This window comes from Nocardia salmonicida NBRC 13393 (assembly GCF_001613085.1).
In the GTDB taxonomy this organism is placed as follows: Bacteria; Actinomycetota; Actinomycetes; order Mycobacteriales; family Mycobacteriaceae; genus Nocardia; species Nocardia salmonicida.
On sequence record NZ_BDBR01000042.1, the window covers coordinates 1 to 16980 of the forward strand.

Consider the following 16980-nt stretch of genomic DNA (forward strand, 5'->3'; position numbering starts at 1 on the left):
GGGTGTCACCGCGACCAAGCCCGGCGCGGCGATGGGTCCGTTGCCCGGGATCTCCGCGACGGTTGTCGACGAAGAGGGCAAGCCGGTGCAGCTCGGAGAAACCGAGGCCAACGGATACCTCGTGCTCGACAAGCCGTGGCCGTCGATGCTGCGTGGCATCTGGGGCGACATGGATCGCTACCGCGCCACCTACTGGGAGCGCTACGCCGAGCAGGGGTGGTACTTCGCGGGCGACGGCGCCAAGCTCGACGCCGACGGTGACCTGTGGGTGCTCGGCCGGGTCGACGACGTCATGAACGTCTCCGGGCATCGCATCTCCACCGCCGAGGTCGAGTCCGCGCTGGTGGGGCATCCGGCCGTCGCCGAGGCCGCGGTGGTCGGCGCCACGGACGCGACCACCGGGCAGGGGATCGTCGCGTTCGCCATCCTCACCGGTGAGGCGGCGGGATCGGCGGGGCCCGAGCTCGTCGCCGAGCTGAAGGCGCAGGTGTCCAAGGAGATCAGCCCCATCGCCAGGCCGCGTGAGATCCACATCGTGCCGGAGCTGCCCAAGACTCGCAGCGGCAAGATCATGCGCAGGCTCCTGCGCGATGTGGCCGAGGGACGCGAGCTCGGCGACACCTCGACGCTGGTCGATCCGGGCGTTTTCGAGGCCATTCGTACCGAGAGCAAATGACGTGCACCCGGCCGGCGACACCCGATGCCACCGGCCGGGTCCGTTAGGATCACGTCAAGGTGTGCCGGGAAGTCTGGTCGGCATGCGGTCGTGAATCGAGTTGATGAGCGCCCGCAGCTCAGTCGACCCCCGCCGGAAGGCTTGCCCTTGATCACGCGCGTTCGCTCGGAACTCACCCGCTATCTCCGCACCGAGACGGTCGGCGGTGCGCTACTTCTCGTGGCCGCCGCGGTGGCCCTGATCTGGGTGAACTCGCCGTGGGGCGCGAGCTATCAGACGATGATCGACACCCAGCTCGACATTTCCGCGCTGCACCTCGACCTCACCCTGGCCGACTGGTCCAAAGACGGGTTGCTCGCGATCTTCTTCTTCGTCGCCGGGCTCGAGCTCAAACGCGAGTTCGCCGTCGGTGAGCTGGCCGACCCGAAACGGGCCGCGCTGCCGATCATCGCCGCGGTGGGCGGTGTGATCACCCCGGCCGTGATCGCGCTGGCGGTGGGCCACGGCGTGCCCGGCATGGACAAGGGCTGGGCAATTCCCGTCGCCACCGATATCGCCTTCGCCCTCGCGATCCTCGCGATGACCGGTTCGCGGATTCCCGCCAGCGCGCGGGTGTTCCTGCTGAGCCTGGCCGTGGTCGACGACCTGCTCGCCATCGTTCTCATCGCGGTGCTGTTCACCGCCTCGCTGTCGCTGCTGTGGTTGGCCGCCGCCATCGCCTGCTGCGGCGCGTGGGCGCTGGCCCAGAAGCTGCGACTGCACACGCCGCTGTTCTATATTCCGGTCGCGCTGGTGTGCTGGTACTCGCTGCACGAGGCGGGCATCCATCCGACGCTGGCCGGTGTCGCGCTGGGGCTGCTCACCAGGGTCCGCAAGGATCCCGGCGAGAAAACCGCGCCCGCGACGCATCTCGAGCATGTGGTGCAACCGATCTCGGCCGGGTTCTGTGTACCGGTGTTCGCACTGTTCGCCTCCGGTGTGCCACTCAACAGCGCGGTGTTCGGATCGCTGTTCACCGACCGGCTCTCCCTGGCGATCATCCTCGGGCTGTTGCTCGGCAAAACGATCGGGATCTTCGGTGTGAGCTGGGTAGTTATCAAGCTCGGCTGGGCGAAACGTCCAGGCGGACTGGAGTATCGCGACATGTTCGCCCTGTCGGTACTCGGTGCGATCGGGTTCACCGTTAGCCTTCTCGTGGCGGAACTCGCGCTCGCCGACGTCGGCACCGATGCAGTCGATCTTGCCAAGGCCGCCGTTCTGGTGACCTCGATGGCAGCATCGCTGATCGGATCGGCGCTACTGTTGCGCCGAGGACGTGTGCACCAGGCGCGCCGCGATGCAGACCAGTTACCACAGGGAGAAGGGTCGACGAAGTGAGTTACACCCAAGGCGGAAATGACGGTCGGACGGTCACTTCGATCCCGTTGACCGACGCCAATCCGCCCGGATCGGCGAGCATCGGCAGCCTCGTGCGCGATGCCACCGAGCAGATGTCGACACTGGTTCGCGCCGAGGTGGCGCTGGCCAAGGCCGAGGTCACCGGTGAGATCAAGAAGGGCCTCACCGGCAGCGTCTTCTTCATCCTCGCGCTGACAGTGCTGCTGTTCAGCTCGTTCTTTTTCTTCTTCTTCCTCGCCGAGCTGCTCGACATGTGGCTGTGGCGCTGGGCCGCGTTCCTGATCGTGTTCCTGCTGATGGTGCTCACCACCGTCTTGCTGGCATTGCTGGGGTGGCTCAAGGTACGGAATGTGCGCGCACCGGAGAAGACGATCGGCTCGCTCAAGCAGGCCGCCGAGGTGCTGCCCGCGGCGTTCACCCACCGCGACGCGGCCGACGCGCATGCGGCCCTCGGATCTCGCGGTGCGGGCGCCACTTCGCTGGACAAGTCGAGCAACCGATGACGCGCCGGGCGGGCCCGGTCGCAACAGCCGGACCCGCCCACTAGGCTCGATCGGCGTGTCGGCTAACTCATTCCCGGATCCCTCCAGCGTCCGTTTCGACGGACCGTGGACCCACCGGGACGTGCACGCCAACGGAATCAGATTCCATGTCGTCGAAGCCGACGGTACGGACCGCTCCGAGGCGCCCCTGGTGCTGCTTCTGCACGGTTTCGCCGACTTCTGGTGGTCGTGGCGGCATCAGCTCACCGCACTCGCCGACCACGGGTACCGCACTGTCGCGGTGGACCTGCGCGGCTACGGCGACACCGACAAACCACCGCGCGGCTACGACGGGTGGACCCTCGCCGGTGACATCGCCGGACTGATCCGGGCACTCGGACACACCGAGGCCACGCTCGTCGGACACGCTGAAGGCGGACTGGTCTGCTGGGCCACCGCGGTGCTGCATCCGCGACTGGTCCGCTCGATCGCACTGGTCAGCTCGCCGCATCCCGCCGCGCTGAAGAGCGCTGTCCTGCGCGATCCGGCGCAACGTGCGACCTGGTTACCCGATTTCCTGCGGTATCAGCTGCCGCGCTATCCCGAGAACCTGCTCACCCGGCGTGGTGGAGCAGAGGTCGAACGGCTGCTGCACGATCGGGTCGGTGAGCCCTGGTCGCGCAGTGCGGAATTCGTCGAGACCGCGTCGCGGATGCGCCATGCCATCCGGATTCCGGGGGCAGCGCACAGTGCACTGGAATATCAGCGCTGGGCCTTTCGCAGTCAGTGGCGGCCCGACGGTAAGCGGTTCATGGCCACGATGCGCACGCCGATCGACATTCCGGTACTGATGTTGCGCGGCGAGCACGATCGGTATCTGCTCGACGCCACGTTCCAGCGCGGTGAGGTGTGGTCTCCCCATCGGACGCTGGTGTCGATTCCCGATGCCGGGCATTACGCGCATCAGGAGAATCCGGGCAGGGTCAACGAGGTGCTGACGACGCGCTGGCGGGAACAGAACGGTGTGAACGGGTCGCCCCACGACGACCTGGTCTCTCCGTAATTCGGAGCGCTGGCGCGCTCGAGCGGGGCCCTTCGGGCCCCCGATCTTCCCTCCCTACGGGTACTCCTTCGTCGCACCCTTCGGTCAGTCCAGATCGGGGCGGGCCCCTTTGGGTAGAGACATACGGGGTGAACCTGGCCCGGGGGTGATCAGGTCAGGACGCAGGCGCCGGTGTTCACCGGGGCGCTGCTCGGGGCTGCTGCTTTCAGTTCTGAGGAGACTTCGTTCAGGGTGAGCACGTAGCCCGTGTCGTCGTCGGTGACGGCCGCGCCGAAGACCACGCCGAGCAGTTGTCCCTCGGCGTCGACCAGTGGTCCGCCCGAGTTGCCGGCCCGGACCTGGCCGCGGACGGTGTACACCTCACGCTCGACGGTGCCGTCGCGGTGGATGGTCGGGCCGGTGAGGTCGAGGGTCTCGCGCACGCGAGCGGCGCTGGCCGTGTACGGCCCGCCACCGGGGTAACCGAGCACGATCGCGCTCTCGCCCGAAGTCGCCGGCTCGGGGGCCTGTTTCAGGACCGGAGCGGTGAGCCCCGGTACCGCGAGGACCGCGATGTCCTTGGACGGGTCGAACAGCACCACGGTGGCGTCGAGCGCGCCACGGGCGGTATCGACCGACACGGTGTTGGTGCCGGCGACGACGTGCGCGTTGGTCATCACACGTTCCGGCGCGACGATGAAGCCCGAACCCTCCAGCGCCCGCTGGCAACTCGGTGCCGTGCCGCGGATGCGCAGCACGCTCTGCTGCAACGAGGCCGCCACCGGGCTCGCCAGTACGGACGGATCCGGTGGTTCGACGGCGGCGATCGGCGCGCGGCCGAACGGGCCGATCACATCGGGCAGACCGGATGTGTCGAGCAGCCTGGAGAATTCGTTGGGTACCTTGCGCAGCCAGTCCGGCGCGACGGAGTTGACGTCGGCGAGCACCTTCGACCCGTTGATCGCGGCGGCGACCGCAGGTTGGGACGCGGTAGCCAGCGGCAACGCGAGCAGCCAGGCCGCGACCAGCACGGTCACCGCCTGCAACATCGCACCGACGACGCTGTCCACACTGCGCGCGACCGGCTGACGGATGCTGGTGCGCGCGGCCCGGCCGAGCACCATGCCCGCGACCTCGCCCACGATCACCAGCAGCACGATCAGCAGGATGCCGCCGAGTACCCGACTGCGGCCCTCACTGAGGTGTTTGAGGATGTGCGGTGCGATCAGAATGCCCGCGACCGCGCCCAGCGCGACGCCGAAGAACGCCAGCGCCGACGCCACCGCGCCTTGCCGCCAGCCGGTGGACGCCGCGACCAACGCGATCAATACCACCGCGATATCGAGCCATACCGAGGCGCTCACAGGGTCATTCCGACCGCAGCCAGCGAGCTCTCCAGGTCACGCACGTCGCCCCGATCCCAGCTTCTTTCCCACCCAGCGGATTTGATGATGCCGGCGAGGATACCGCCGGTGAGTCCCCACACCAGCATGCCGTCGACCTGGAACGCGGGGCTCTGGTAGCCGAGACTGCCACGCACCATGAATCTGTGTGCTGGATCGAGCAATTCGGCGAGCGGCACACGCACGACACGCTCGGTTTCGCCCTGATCGACGACGCGGACCGCGCTGGGTGCCCGCCAATAGCCGAGTACCGGAGTGACATCGAATTTCGACGGCGGCACGAACAGTTTCGGCAGCAGCGCGAACGGATCGACACCCGAGGGGTCGAGACCGGTTTCCTCGGCTGCCTCGCGCAGCGCGGTGCCGACCGGGCCTCCGTCGCCGGGATCCTCGGCGCCGCCGGGGAACGCGATCTGGCCGCGGTGCTGGCGCATCGTCGAGGCACGCTGGGTGAGCAGGACGTCGGCGTCGGCGGGCACGCCGCCGGGAGCCGACTCGTCGGCGTCGGGCGAGCCGCCGAACAGCACGAGGACGGCGGCCTGACGTGGTTTGCCGGTGATCGACATGGCCCGGCGCAGTGCACGGGAGGTAGCGAGCGTGTCGTCGGCATCGGGGCCGCCGGTTCTGATCGCGGTGCGCAACCAGGGGGGAATGCCGGAATCGTCGAGCCTCGCTACATCGTTCACGCCATCGCCTTCGATCCGCACGCCACCATTACGTCTTCTGTCATACCGTTACACCGAGCTTCGCGGCTACCGTATCCGCGATGTCGGCCACGTCGGCAAAGGTACGCACCTCCACACTCGCGATGGTGCCATCGGCCCGCACCAGTACCGAAACGGGCAGGACCGCGGGCGCACCCACCGCGCTGCGCACCGCGGCCTGCGGATCCTCGACACCGGGCAGGGTGATGCCGAGCCCGCTCAGCCGCGACAGTGCCTTCGCCTCGTCGGGATCGCTGTGCACGGTCATGACCGTGAGTTCCGAACCTGCCCGCTGCGCGAATTCCTGCAGGTGGGGCAGCTCGATGGCGCAGGGGCCACACCAGTAGGCCCACAGATTGAGCAGCGCGGGCTTTCCGGCAAGGGCAGCCGCGAGATCGACGGGGTTCCCATCGGCCAGACAGCTCAGCGTGAGACCGACCAAGGGACCCGACCCGGTCGCCGTCGCGGTCGCCGGTGCCGGGCACGGCGCCGACCCCGCCGCTGCTCGTTCCTCGGCCGACACGCCCGACGTCTGTCGCGATGTCTGCGAAACGGTGCCCGCGGTCTCGGCGCCCTCACGCGGCCACAGCGCGACCGTGGCCGCCGCGACCAAGATCACCGCGGCGAGCACCCAGCGCAACACGGGCCGCCGCAGCAGCGAGGGTTCGCTCACAGGCCGACCATATTCAGCAGGTGTTCGCGCTCGGGCCCCTTCACCAACTCCGCGGCCACCGCAGGGTCGGTCGGGCCGAGCCCGAACGAGGGGCAGTCGGCAGCGAGCACACACGCGCCACAGGCCGGTTTGCGCGCATGGCACACCCGGCGCCCCTGGAAGATCACCCGGTGCGAGAGCATCGTCCAGTCCTTGCGCTCGAACAGCGCGCCGACCGCGTGCTCGACCTTGACCGGATCTTCTTCGTCGGTCCACTTCCAGCGGCGCACCAACCGCCCGAAGTGGGTGTCGACGGTGATGCCCGGAACATCGAACGCGTTGCCGAGGATGACGTTGGCGGTCTTGCGCCCGATGCCGGGCAATTTCACCAATTCGTCCAGAGTGTGAGGCAACTCACCGTCGTATTTTTCGATCAGCGCCTGGCCGAGGCCGATCAGTGAACTGGTCTTGTTCCGGTAGAAGCCGGTGGGCCTGATGTATTCCTCCAGCTCCACCCGGTTGGCCTGCGCGTAGTCGTAAGCGCTGCGGTACTTCGCGAACAGGGCCGGAGTGGTGAGGTTGACCCGGACGTCGGTGCACTGGGCGGACAGGATCGTCGCGACGGCCAGTTCCAACGGAGTGGTGAAGTCGAGCTCGCAGTGCGCGTCGGGAAACGCCTCGGCGAGCGTGCGGTTCATCCGACGTGCGCGGCGAACGAGTCCGATCCGCGTTTCCGCAGCTATCGCACGGTTCTTACGCTTGCGGGCGGCGGTGATGCCGGTGGGCGCGGCGGCCGTTTCCACGGCCGGATCGGCATCGCCCGCGGCGGCGGGGGCAGGGGAAACAGGCACTGCTTCACCATACGGAACCACTACGACAACATTGCCCGGCCAGTTTGCCCGCTGTGTTCCATCTGAGACCTGGACCGTGTTTACTGCCAGTCATGCAAGGACTCGCTGTGGTGCTCTTCCCAGTGCTGTTGATGCTGTTCGCGCTGGGGATGGAGCGGGTCGAGAATCGGCTCCGAAAGCTTCTCGAACCCGACGAAGAGGTTCAGCAGTACCTGGACAACGCAAGCAACGCCGAAGTGAAAGAGCTGACGAAGCTCGGCCTGCCCGCCGCCGTGGCGCGCGTGCGCAAGCGCCGTTCCCGCACCTCCGAATTGGATGTGGCCCGGGCAAGCTGACCGATAGATAAACGATCGATTCTCAACGCGCAATCCACTCTTTACGTGGTGTCTGTCACTGCGGTGCCGGAATGCCGCGTAGACTGCGCGGTTGGTCGATTCGCTCGACCAGGTTCGCAAGCCATATCCCATAAGGAGCACATTCGTGGACGAGGCCCTCGCCAGAGCAGGCATCTTCCAAGGCGTCGAGCCCACCGCGGTGGCCGCGCTCGCCAAGCAGCTGCAGCCGGTAGATTTTCCGCGCGGCCACGTCATCTTCAACGAGGGCGAACCCGGCGATCGGCTGTACATCATCACGACGGGCAAGGTGAAGATCGGCCGACGGTCCCCGGACGGCAGGGAGAACCTGCTGACCATCATGGGTCCGTCCGACATGTTCGGTGAACTGTCGATCTTCGACCCGGGCCCGCGTACCTCGACCGCAACCACGGTCACCGAGGTCCGTGCCGTGACGATGGATCGCGACGCTCTCAAGTCGTGGATCGATCAGCGCCCCGAGATCGCTGAGCAGCTGCTGCGCGTGCTGGCACGACGCCTTCGCCGCACCAACAACAACCTCGCCGACCTGATCTTCACCGACGTGCCAGGTCGCGTCGCCAAGGCGCTGCTGCAGCTCGCACAGCGTTTCGGCACCCAGGAAGCGGGCGCGCTGCGCGTGACCCACGACCTGACCCAGGAGGAGATCGCCCAGCTGGTCGGTGCTTCCCGGGAAACCGTCAACAAGGCGCTCGCCGACTTCGCTCATCGCGGGTGGCTGCGGCTCGAGGGCAAGAGCGTGCTGATCTCGGATTCCGAGCGTCTGGCACGTCGCGCTCGCTGACGTTCGAACACAAGGCCGTTCCGGTACGACGGGACCGCGTCTGCGTGTGGGCTGTGAGGAGAGGGCCTCGTCCACACCAGCGCGGTTTTGTCGTGCCGGGACGTCTGCGTTGTCGCCGTGACACGACTCGATCGCCGAGCGAGCACGCGCGTCGGCGATCGAGTCGGTATCAGTTCTGTTCGGCCCGCAGATATTCCAGCTGCGCCTGCACGGAACTGCGTGCGGCGGGCCACAGCCGTTTGTCCACCTCGGCGTACACCTTGCGGACCACCGCCAGGGCGCCCGCGTCGGAACCGAGCTCCACCAGCGCGGCCCGCACCTGATCGAGCCGCTCACGCCGGTGGTCGAGGTAGTACTGCACCACCGGCACCGCATCGGGATGATCGGGCCCGTGCGCAGGCAGCAATGCCTTGCCCTCGCCCAGCTCACGGAGCTTTTCCAGCGACGCGAGGAAGTTCGCCAGCGCACCCGGCGCGGATTCGAGCACGGTGGTGCCACGGCCGAGGACCGTGTCACCGGTGAGCACCGCGTCGTCGAGCAGCAGACTCACCGAATCGGTGGTGTGTCCCGCCGTGCCGAGCACCGTGATCCCCATACCGGCGACCTCGATGACCTCGCCGTCGGCCAACGGCACGACCGCACCGCGCAGGTACGCCGGATCCACCGAACGCACCGGCGTCCCGGTGGCCTTCACCAGGTGATCGATACCGCCGGTGTGATCGTGATGGTGATGGGTGATCAGGGTCAGCGCGATCCGGCCGCCGGTGGCCTCGACGATGGCGGCGGTGTGTTTCTTGTCCTTCGGTCCCGGATCGACGACCACGTAGGAGTCGCTGTCCGGGCCGCGCAGCAGCCAGGTGTTGGTTCCGTCGAGCGTCATCTGACCTGGGTTGTCGGCCAGAAGTACCGATGCTGTCGGGGTGACCTGCCTGACCTGGCCGTACGCGGGATGTTCTGCTGCCATGACGGCTACCTATCCGACCTCGACGATCAATTCCACCTCGACGGGCGTGTTCTTGGGCAGTTCCGAGACGCCGACCGCCGAGCGCGCGTGCACGCCCGCCTCGCCGAACACCTCACCGAGGAACTCCGACGCGCCGTTGATCACGATCGGCTGATCGCCGAATCCCGGCGCCGAGGCAACGAATCCGACGACCTTCACGACCCGCACCACCTGGTCGAGTCCGACCAGATCGTGCACGGCGGCGAGCGCGTTCAACGCGCACAGCCGAGCTGCTTCCTTGGCCTGCTCCACATCCACCTCGGCCCCGACCTTGCCGACCGCCGACAATTCACCGTCGACGAAGGGCAACTGGCCGGAGGTGTACACCAGCGAACCGGTGCGCACAGCGGGGATGTAGGCCGCGACAGGAGCGGCGACTGGCGGCAGCGTGACACCGAGCCGGTCGAGCGCGTCCTTCCACGCGGTGGCCACGGCTACTTCTGCCGCTTCAGGTAGGCGACGTGCTGTTCTCCGGTCGGTCCTGGCAGCACCGAAACCAGCTCCCAGCCGTCGGACCCCCACTGGTCGAGGATCTGCTTTGTCGCGTGCGTCAACAGCGGCACGGTCGCGTACTCCCACAGGGTGACTTCACTCATGGTGTGAGTTTAGGGCTCACCCCGAACGCCTGGGAGAAACGGGTTATAGGCTCGGCGACGTGGGAGCACCAACAGTAGAGCCGGTTTCATCGGTTCCCGAACCGTCGACCGGATGGCCACAGCGCGCGGCCAAGGCCCGCTTGCACTACGTGACCGGCAAGGGAGGCACCGGCAAGTCGACCGTTTCGGCCGCACTCGCACTCGCGCTCGCCGCGGGGGGACGCAAAGTGCTGCTGGTCGAGGTCGAGAGTCGCCAGTCCATCGCGCAACTCTTCGACCGGCCACCGTTGCCGCCCACCGAGACCCTGATCGCCAGCGCCGACGGCGGTGGCGAGGTGACGGCGCTGGCCCTGGACATCGAGTACGCGTTCCTCGAATACCTCGACATGTTCTACAACCTCGGCTTCGCGGGGCGGGCGATGCGCCGGATGGGCGCCATCGAGTTCGTCACCACCATCGCGCCAGGTCTGCGCGATGTGATCCTCACCGGCAAGATCAAAGAATGCGTGGTGCGGGTCGGCAAGGACGGCAAGCCCGCCTATGACGACATCGTCGTCGACGCGCCGCCGACCGGCCGGATCGCCGGGTTCCTCGACGTCACCACGGCCATGGCCGAGATCGCCAAGGGCGGCCCGATCGCCTCGCAGGCCGAGGGCGTGTCCAAGCTGCTGCACTCCGATCAGACGATGATCCACCTGGTGACGCTGCTCGAGGCGCTGCCGGTGCAGGAGACCGCCGACGCGATCGCCGAACTCACCGCCGACGATCTGCGGATCGGCACGGTGATCGTCAACCGGGCGGCCACTGCCGAACTCACCCCGGCCCAGCGCGACGCGGTCGTGGCGGGCGAACTCGACACCACCGCCATCGCCGCCGGCCTGGCGAAGGCCGGCATCACCCTGTCCGAATCCGACTTCGACGGCCTGATCGCCGAAACAGTCGACCACGCGACGGTGCTCACGGCACAGAACGTGAGTGCCGCCGAACTGGCGCAGATCGATGTCCCCCAGCTGTCGCTGCCCGCCCTCGGCGACGGCATCGACCTGGGCGGCCTCTACGAACTGGCCGAACAGCTATCCGCGCAGGGAGTCCGATGAGCGAGCACGTTTCCACCCCGCCCTTATTGGACGTTTCGAAGATCATCGCCGATCCGAACGCCAAGGTGATCGTGTGCTGCGGGTCCGGCGGGGTCGGCAAGACCACCACCGCGGCCTCGATCGCGCTGTGCGCGGCGGAATCGGGTCGCAAGGTGGTGGTGCTGACCATCGATCCGGCGCGCAGGCTGGCGCAGTCGCTCGGCGTGGCCGAGCTGGACAACAACCCCCAGCGCGTGGAACTCGGTCCCGAGGTGCCCGGCGAGCTGCACGCGATGATGCTGAACATGCGCCGCACCTTCGACGACATGGTGCTCGAGCACACCAGCACGGACAAGGCCGAGCAGATCTTCGCCAATCCGATCTATCAGACGGTGGCGTCCTCGTTCGGCGGCACACAGGAATACATGGCGATGGAGAAGCTCGGCCAGCTGGCCGCGCGCAAGGAGTGGGACCTGATCGTTGTCGACACTCCCCCCTCGCGCAACGCGCTGGATTTCCTCGACGCGCCCAAACGGCTCGGCACCTTCCTCAACGGCAAGATGATCCGGTTGATCATGGCACCGGGGCGCGGTGTCGGCCGGATCGTCACCGGGGCGATGAGCCTGGCGATGCGTGGAGTCTCGACCATCGTCGGTGGGCAGATGCTCAAGGACGCCTCGACGTTCCTGCAGTCGCTGGAATCGCTGTTCGGTGGGTTCCAGGATCGGGCCGAGCGCACCTTCGCGATGCTGTCCAAGCCGGGCACCCATTTCCTGGTGGTCGCCGCGCCGGAGCCGGACGCGCTGCGCGAGGCGTCGTTCTTCGTCGACCGGCTGTCGACCGAGAAGATGCCGCTGGCCGGTCTGGTCCTGAACCGGACCCATCCCGCGCTGTCGGAGCTGTCCGGTGATCACGCGCTGACCGCGGCGGACCAGCTGGCCGATTCCGACCCGCTGATCGCCTCGGTGCTGCGCATCCACGCCGATCGTGTGTCGACGGCAGCACGGGAGCGGCGGCTGCTGCATCGGTTCACCGGAGCGCATCCGCACGTGGAAATCGTCTCCGTGACGGCGCTGCCCTTCGAGGTCTCGGACCTCGAAGCGTTGCGCGCGGTAGGCGATCAACTGACAGGTACTCCGGCTTCGGCCTGACTGATTCAGACAAATCCGCTATAGCTGACAATCCGGTAACACTCACGAACGGCGCCGATTCCGCAAACCATGCGGTCTCGGCGCCGTATGTGATAGCGGCCCGGTCTCGTCGGCTAGATGGCCACCTGGTGTTGCCGCTGGGCGTTGAAGAACTCCGCCCACGACGTCACGTCCGGATGCTGTTTGAGCAGCGCACGCCGCTGTCGCTCGGTCATCCCGCCCCACACTCCGAACTCGACCCGATTGTCGAGCGCATCGGCGCCGCACTGCATCAGCACCGGGCAGTGCCGGCAGATCGTTGCCGCCTTGCGCTGCGCCGCACCGCGAACGAACAGCTGATCAGGGTCCACTTCCTTGCATCGCGCCTGGGCAACCCAAGCGATCCTTGCCTCGGCCTGCTCTACATCCAGTCGAGCGATGGGGGTTGTGATGTGCATTTGATGTGCCCCTTTGCAGTCCGAACACCGTTGTGCGGCGCTCCAGAATCGCGAGCGCGGATCACAGCAACCCAACTACCGCTGCGGCCCGCACCACATTCCACTTTGAGTGTTAGCTCTATCACACTGGGTTCTCAATCTAGGTAAAGGTATGGCGGTTACGCAAGACCGCCCCCCGATTTTTTGGTACGGGCGTCCATTCAAATCGGGCCAGAACCGCGCAGTAGTGCTGATCACCGGCGTGGCCGGTCGCGACACGCCGATGTGATCATTTTGTTGACACGCCCGAGCAACCCCCCTGGCACCGCCCGGACATTCCCCGTCGAGCAGCACAGCCGTGAACCTCACCACCCCACCCTCTAGTCTGGGATCGTGCCGATCACTCAAACGCTCGCGAGGCTGGCCGGCAGCTGCGCGCTGGCCGCCGTGCTTGTCGCTGGGCTGTTGTTCCCCATGGCCGGTGGGTTCGGATTCATCTCCAACCGCGCCGCCGATGCCGTCGACAATGTCTCAGCCGAACTGGTGGAGGGCACCGTCCCCGCCGTTTCGACCATGGTCGACGCGAACGGGTCGCCCCTGGCGTGGCTCTACGAGCAACGCCGCTTCGAGGTGCCGAGCGATCGCATCTCCAACAACATGAAGCTGGCGATCGTGTCCATCGAGGACAAGCGCTTCGCCGACCACAAGGGCGTGGACTGGCAGGGCACGCTGCGCGCGTTCCTCACCAACACCTCCTCGGGTGCGGTGCAGCAGGGCGCGTCGACCCTGGACCAGCAGTACGTGAAGAACTTCAACCTGCTCGTGGTCGCCAAGACCGATGCCGAGCGCCGCGCCGCGATCGAGACGACACCGGCGCGCAAGCTGCGCGAGATCCGGATGGCGCTCACGCTGGACCGCGAGCTGTCCAAGGACGAGATCCTCACCCGATATCTGAACCTGGTGCCCTTCGGCAACGGCTCCTACGGCATCCAGGACGCCGCCCAGACCTACTTCGGCGTCGACGCGTCCGAGCTCACCATCACCCAGTCGGCGATGCTGGCGGGCATGGTGCAGTCCAGCTCCAAGCTGAACCCCTACACCAACGTCGCCGGCGTCACCGACCGCCGCAACACCGTGCTCGACACGCTGATTCAGAACATCCCGCACCGCGCCGAGGAGTTCCGCAAGGCCAAGGCCGAACCGCTCGGCGTGCTGTCCGAGCCCAAGGGTCTGCCGCGCGGCTGCATCTCCGCCAACGACAAGGGCTTCTTCTGCGACTACGCGCTGCAGTACCTGGCCGAGGCCGGGATCAGCCGCGAGCAGATCGACAAGGGCGGCTACCTGATCAAGACCACGCTCGATCCGGTGCTGCAGGAATCGGTGAAGCGTTCGGTGAACGAGCAGGCCAAACCCGACCTCGACAACATCGCCGAGGTCATGTCGGTGGTCGCGCCCGGTCAGGATTCGCACCCCGTTCTCGCGATGGCCTCCAGCCGCACGTACGGCCTCAACCGCGACGCCAACGAGACGCTGCTCGGCCAGCCGTACTCGATGGCCGGTGACGGCGCGGGCTCGATCTTCAAGCTGTTCACCACCGCCGCCGCGATGGAGAAGGGCCTCGGTATCGCCGCCCAGGTGGATGTTCCGGGCACCTACGCGGCCAGGGGCATGGGCTACTCGAACTCGCCGGGTTGCCCGGCCGACTCGTGGTGTGTCAAGAACGCGGGCAACTACCCGGGGTCGATGTCGGTGACCGACGCGCTCGCGACCTCGCCCAACACCGCCTTCGTGAAGATGATCCAGGACGTCGGCGTCGCCTCGGCGGTGGACATGGCCGTGCGCCTGGGCATGCGGTCCTACACCGATCCCGGCACCTCGGGGCACGGCAACGCGAGCCTGGCCGACCACATCAAGAACAACAACATGGGCTCGTTCACCCTCGGCCCGTTCGCGATCAACCCGCTAGAACTGTCGAATGTGGCCGCCACGCTCGGCTCCGGCGGCAAGTGGTGCCCGCCCTCGCCGATCAAGGAAGTCGTCGACCGCAGCGGCAAGGCCGTTCCGCTCACCCAGCAGGCCTGCGAGCAGGTGGTGGACCCGGGTCTGGCCAATACCCTCGCCAACGCGATGAGCAAGGACGACGTCAGCGGTACCGCCGCGGGCGCGGCACGTGCCGCCGGGTGGGCAGCGCCGATGTCGGGCAAGACGGGTACCACCGAGAGCCACCGTTCCTCGGCGTTCCTCGGGTTCACCAACGCGCTGGCATCGTCGGTCTACGTCTACGGCGACAGCCCGACCCCCGGCGAGATCTGCTCGTTCCCGCTGCGCAACTGTGGCGCCAGTGACGCCTCCGGCCTGTTCGGCGGTAACGAACCGGCCCGCACCTGGTTCAACGCCATCAAACCGTTGATGGACCGATTCCCGCCGCCGGGGCTGCCGCCGGTGGACGACAAGTACGTCCGTGGCGCGAACAACTCCCAGGTCCCCGATGTCGCGGGCAAGTCGCAGGGCGAGGCCACCTCGATCCTGTCCGGTGCCGGCTTCCAGGTCTCCGCGGTGACGGGAGCAGGCTCGCAGCCCAAGGGCACGGTGATGGGCAGTTCGCCGAACGGCTCGGCCATTCCGGGCTCGGTGGTCACGATCTACATCAGTGACGGGACCGTGCGGGTGCCCGCGCCGACGACTCCCCCGCCCGCCGCGCCCGCACCGGCGATTCCGGGGCTGCCGCAGATTCCGCGACTGCCACCGATCCCCATCCCGGTGCCGCGCTAGTCACACGACAAAGGCCGCCGTCCGATTCGGACGGCGGCCTTCACGTTTTCAGAGCCTGGCTTTGACCGCGGCGGACAGTCGCGAACCGTCGGCCTTGCCGTCGGCGAGCGCGGTGGCGGCCTTCATGACCTGGCCCATCTGCTTCATCCTCGGGCGCTCACCGATTTGCTCGGCGACCTCGGCGATCGCGGTATCGGCGATCTGCGCCACCTCGGCGTCGTCGAGCTGAGTCGGCAGGTACTCCTCGATGATCTGTTCCTCGGCGCGCTCGTTCGCGGCCAGTTCACCGCGACCGTTCTGCTCGTAGATCACGGCCGCTTCGTTGCGCTTCTTCGCTTCCTTCTGCAACAGCGATACGACATCGGCATCGGAGAGTTCGTGCGCCTCCGTACCGGAGACCTCGGAAGTCTGGATAGCGGCGAGCAGCATCCGCAGGGTCGCGAGACGCAGTTTGTCCTTGGCTTTCATCGCGGTGGTCATATCCGCGCGCAGCTTGGCTTTCAGTTCCGACATGCGGTTTACCGTAGTCGTTCGCTGTGTGGAGTCCCATCACATTTTCGTCGCGACGGAAATTCCAGACCGTTTGTGCGGAAACACACGCGCCGATCCGGGAGGGGGTCGCCTATGCTGGGCAAATGCCCGTTATCTCGACGTCCGCTGTCCGCCGAACCGCGTTGGGAGCCGCAGGGGCCGCCGTCGCAGGCATCGGCTACGCCACGCTGATCGAACGGAACGCGTTCGTCCTGCGCGAAGCCACGATGCCGGTGCTCGCGCCCGGTTCGCCGACGTTGCGCATTCTGCACGTCAGCGACTTGCACATGATGCCGGGCCAGCAGCTCAAACAACAGTGGCTGCGCGAACTCGACCGCCTCGAACCCGACCTGGTCGTGAATACCGGCGACAATCTTTCCCATCCCAAGGCCGTGCCCGCCGTGGTGCAATCCCTCGGTGCGCTGCTGGCTCGACCGGGCTTGTTCGTGTTCGGTTCGAATGACTATTTCGCGCCGGTGCCGAAGAATCCGCTGAAGTATTTCAAGAAAGATCACCGTCGCGTCTACGGCGATCCGCTGCCGTGGAAGGACCTGCGCGCGGCGTTCACCGAACGCGGCTGGCTCGATCTGACCCACACCCGGCGCGACCTCGAGGTGGCGGGCATCCGCATCGCCAGCGCCGGTGTCGACGACCCGCACCTGCAGCGCGACCGCTACGACACCGTCGCGGGCGCACCGAACCAGTTGGCCCAGCTCAGCATCGGTGTCACGCACTCTCCCGAGCCGCGTGTGCTCGATCGCTTCGCCGAAGACGGCTACGACCTGGTGCTGGCCGGTCACACCCACGGTGGGCAGCTCGTCGTTCCCGGTTACGGCGCGCTGGTCACCAACTGCGGCATCGACAAGTCGCGCGTGAAGGGCGCCTCCCAGTGGGGCGCGCACACCCAGCTGCACGTCTCGGCGGGCATCGGAACCTCCCCGTGGGCGCCCTACCGTTTCTGCTGCCGCCCCGAAGCCACGCTGCTGACATTGGTCGGCTCCCAGCCCAAGCGGCCCTCCGCCGATACCGGCTTCGGCATTTCCACCTCGGAGGCCGTAGCCCGCTAGGGTCG

At 67.1% G+C, this 16980-nt stretch carries 19 protein-coding genes; 10 read left to right on the forward strand and 9 right to left on the reverse strand.

What is annotated here, in order from left to right:
* The 4 genes from NS1_RS30690 to NS1_RS30705 all read left to right on the forward strand — a co-directional run.
* Nucleotides 1-676 (forward strand): AMP-binding enzyme (locus tag NS1_RS30690; protein WP_157125484.1); only part of this gene is annotated, 676 nt, incomplete at its 5' end.
* Nucleotides 677-823: 147 nt separating this feature from the next.
* Nucleotides 824-2053 carry a Na+/H+ antiporter NhaA gene (gene nhaA / locus NS1_RS30695; RefSeq protein ID WP_062990133.1) on the forward strand — a complete coding sequence of 410 codons (1230 nt, stop codon included), beginning with the start codon at nucleotides 824-826 and terminating at the stop codon, nucleotides 2051-2053.
* Entirely contained in the window at nucleotides 2050-2577 is a 528-nt protein-coding gene (locus NS1_RS30700; RefSeq protein WP_062990135.1) for a phage holin family protein, read from the forward strand. The genes nhaA and NS1_RS30700 overlap by 4 nt, the downstream gene beginning before the upstream one ends.
* A gap of 55 nt (nucleotides 2578-2632) precedes the next feature.
* Nucleotides 2633-3619: an alpha/beta fold hydrolase gene (locus NS1_RS30705; RefSeq protein WP_062990137.1), complete on the forward strand. Its 987-nt coding sequence runs from the start codon at nucleotides 2633-2635 to the stop codon at nucleotides 3617-3619.
* A gap of 149 nt (nucleotides 3620-3768) precedes the next feature.
* Here the strand turns inward: NS1_RS30705 and NS1_RS30710 are convergent, their stop codons facing one another.
* From NS1_RS30710 to nth, 4 genes are read right to left on the reverse strand one after another with little or no spacing between them, the layout of a single operon-like run.
* Nucleotides 3769-4962: a MarP family serine protease gene (locus tag NS1_RS30710; protein WP_062990138.1), complete on the reverse strand. Its 1194-nt coding sequence runs from the start codon at nucleotides 4960-4962 to the stop codon at nucleotides 3769-3771.
* Complete coding sequence (locus NS1_RS30715; protein WP_255284760.1) at nucleotides 4959-5687, reverse strand: NUDIX hydrolase; 729 nt, start codon at nucleotides 5685-5687, stop codon at nucleotides 4959-4961. The genes NS1_RS30710 and NS1_RS30715 overlap by 4 nt, the downstream gene beginning before the upstream one ends.
* A gap of 40 nt (nucleotides 5688-5727) precedes the next feature.
* A complete protein-coding gene (locus NS1_RS30720) occupies nucleotides 5728-6378 on the reverse strand; it encodes a TlpA family protein disulfide reductase (RefSeq protein ID WP_255284761.1) in 651 nt (216 codons plus the stop codon).
* Entirely contained in the window at nucleotides 6375-7133 is a 759-nt protein-coding gene (nth, locus tag NS1_RS30725; protein ID WP_056822715.1) for an endonuclease III, read from the reverse strand. The genes NS1_RS30720 and nth overlap by 4 nt, the downstream gene beginning before the upstream one ends.
* A 182-nt stretch (nucleotides 7134-7315) precedes the next feature.
* On the opposite strand from nth, the gene NS1_RS30730 reads away from it, so the two are divergent.
* Both NS1_RS30730 and NS1_RS30735 read left to right on the forward strand, forming a co-directional pair.
* Nucleotides 7316-7543, forward strand: coding sequence for a hypothetical protein (locus NS1_RS30730; RefSeq protein WP_082843785.1), 228 nt, complete (start codon nucleotides 7316-7318; stop codon nucleotides 7541-7543).
* Nucleotides 7544-7688: 145 nt separating this feature from the next.
* The gene (locus NS1_RS30735) at nucleotides 7689-8363 is read left to right on the forward strand and encodes a Crp/Fnr family transcriptional regulator (protein ID WP_040703546.1); all 675 of its coding nucleotides are present in this window, start codon (nucleotides 7689-7691) and stop codon (nucleotides 8361-8363) included.
* A 169-nt stretch (nucleotides 8364-8532) separates the two neighbouring features.
* Here NS1_RS30735 and NS1_RS30740 read toward each other — a convergent pair whose 3' ends face one another.
* From NS1_RS30740 to sp36, 3 genes are read right to left on the reverse strand one after another with little or no spacing between them, the layout of a single operon-like run.
* Complete coding sequence (locus NS1_RS30740; protein ID WP_062990140.1) at nucleotides 8533-9327, reverse strand: MBL fold metallo-hydrolase; 795 nt, start codon at nucleotides 9325-9327, stop codon at nucleotides 8533-8535.
* A 9-nt stretch (nucleotides 9328-9336) separates the two neighbouring features.
* A complete protein-coding gene (locus tag NS1_RS30745) occupies nucleotides 9337-9798 on the reverse strand; it encodes a RidA family protein (protein WP_056821924.1) in 462 nt (153 codons plus the stop codon).
* A gap of 2 nt (nucleotides 9799-9800) precedes the next feature.
* Complete coding sequence (gene sp36 / locus NS1_RS40425; RefSeq protein WP_101464811.1) at nucleotides 9801-9962, reverse strand: Sp36 family protein; 162 nt, start codon at nucleotides 9960-9962, stop codon at nucleotides 9801-9803.
* 59 nt (nucleotides 9963-10021) lie between these two features.
* Between sp36 and bagA the strand changes: the two genes are divergently transcribed.
* Together bagA and bagB are read left to right on the forward strand one after the other, a co-directional pair.
* Nucleotides 10022-11059 (forward strand): ATPase BagA, encoded by a 1038-nt coding sequence (gene bagA, locus NS1_RS30750; RefSeq protein WP_062990142.1) that lies wholly within the window; start codon nucleotides 10022-10024, stop codon nucleotides 11057-11059.
* Nucleotides 11056-12189, forward strand: coding sequence for an ATPase BagB (bagB, locus tag NS1_RS30755; RefSeq protein WP_062990143.1), 1134 nt, complete (start codon nucleotides 11056-11058; stop codon nucleotides 12187-12189). The genes bagA and bagB overlap by 4 nt, the downstream gene beginning before the upstream one ends.
* A 113-nt stretch (nucleotides 12190-12302) precedes the next feature.
* Here bagB and NS1_RS30760 read toward each other — a convergent pair whose 3' ends face one another.
* Nucleotides 12303-12626 (reverse strand): WhiB family transcriptional regulator, encoded by a 324-nt coding sequence (locus NS1_RS30760; protein WP_056821932.1) that lies wholly within the window; start codon nucleotides 12624-12626, stop codon nucleotides 12303-12305.
* Between the two features lie 372 nt (nucleotides 12627-12998).
* Here NS1_RS30760 and NS1_RS30765 point away from each other — a divergent pair, with 372 nt between their 5' ends.
* Nucleotides 12999-15377 carry a penicillin-binding protein gene (locus NS1_RS30765; protein ID WP_084504668.1) on the forward strand — a complete coding sequence of 793 codons (2379 nt, stop codon included), beginning with the start codon at nucleotides 12999-13001 and terminating at the stop codon, nucleotides 15375-15377.
* Nucleotides 15378-15425: 48 nt separating this feature from the next.
* Here NS1_RS30765 and NS1_RS30770 read toward each other — a convergent pair whose 3' ends face one another.
* Nucleotides 15426-15890: a GatB/YqeY domain-containing protein gene (locus NS1_RS30770; RefSeq protein ID WP_062990145.1), complete on the reverse strand. Its 465-nt coding sequence runs from the start codon at nucleotides 15888-15890 to the stop codon at nucleotides 15426-15428.
* A gap of 122 nt (nucleotides 15891-16012) precedes the next feature.
* On the opposite strand from NS1_RS30770, the gene NS1_RS30775 reads away from it, so the two are divergent.
* Nucleotides 16013-16975 (forward strand): metallophosphoesterase, encoded by a 963-nt coding sequence (locus tag NS1_RS30775; RefSeq protein ID WP_056821935.1) that lies wholly within the window; start codon nucleotides 16013-16015, stop codon nucleotides 16973-16975.
* Nucleotides 16976-16980: the final 5 nt, after the last annotated feature.

Bases quoted from the DNA above. Each gene is read 5' to 3' on its own strand.
- NS1_RS30740 (WP_062990140.1), bottom strand. From the start codon at position 9,327: ATGGCAGCAGAACATCCCGCGTACGGCCAGGTCAGGCAGGTCACCCCG.
- sp36 (WP_101464811.1), bottom strand. From the start codon at position 9,962: ATGAGTGAAGTCACCCTGTGGGAGTACGCGACCGTGCCGCTGTTGACG.
- bagB (WP_062990143.1), top strand. From the start codon at position 11,056: ATGAGCGAGCACGTTTCCACCCCGCCCTTATTGGACGTTTCGAAGATC.
- NS1_RS30760 (WP_056821932.1), bottom strand. From the start codon at position 12,626: ATGCACATCACAACCCCCATCGCTCGACTGGATGTAGAGCAGGCCGAG.
- NS1_RS30770 (WP_062990145.1), bottom strand. From the start codon at position 15,890: ATGTCGGAACTGAAAGCCAAGCTGCGCGCGGATATGACCACCGCGATG.
- NS1_RS30775 (WP_056821935.1), top strand. From the start codon at position 16,013: ATGCCCGTTATCTCGACGTCCGCTGTCCGCCGAACCGCGTTGGGAGCC.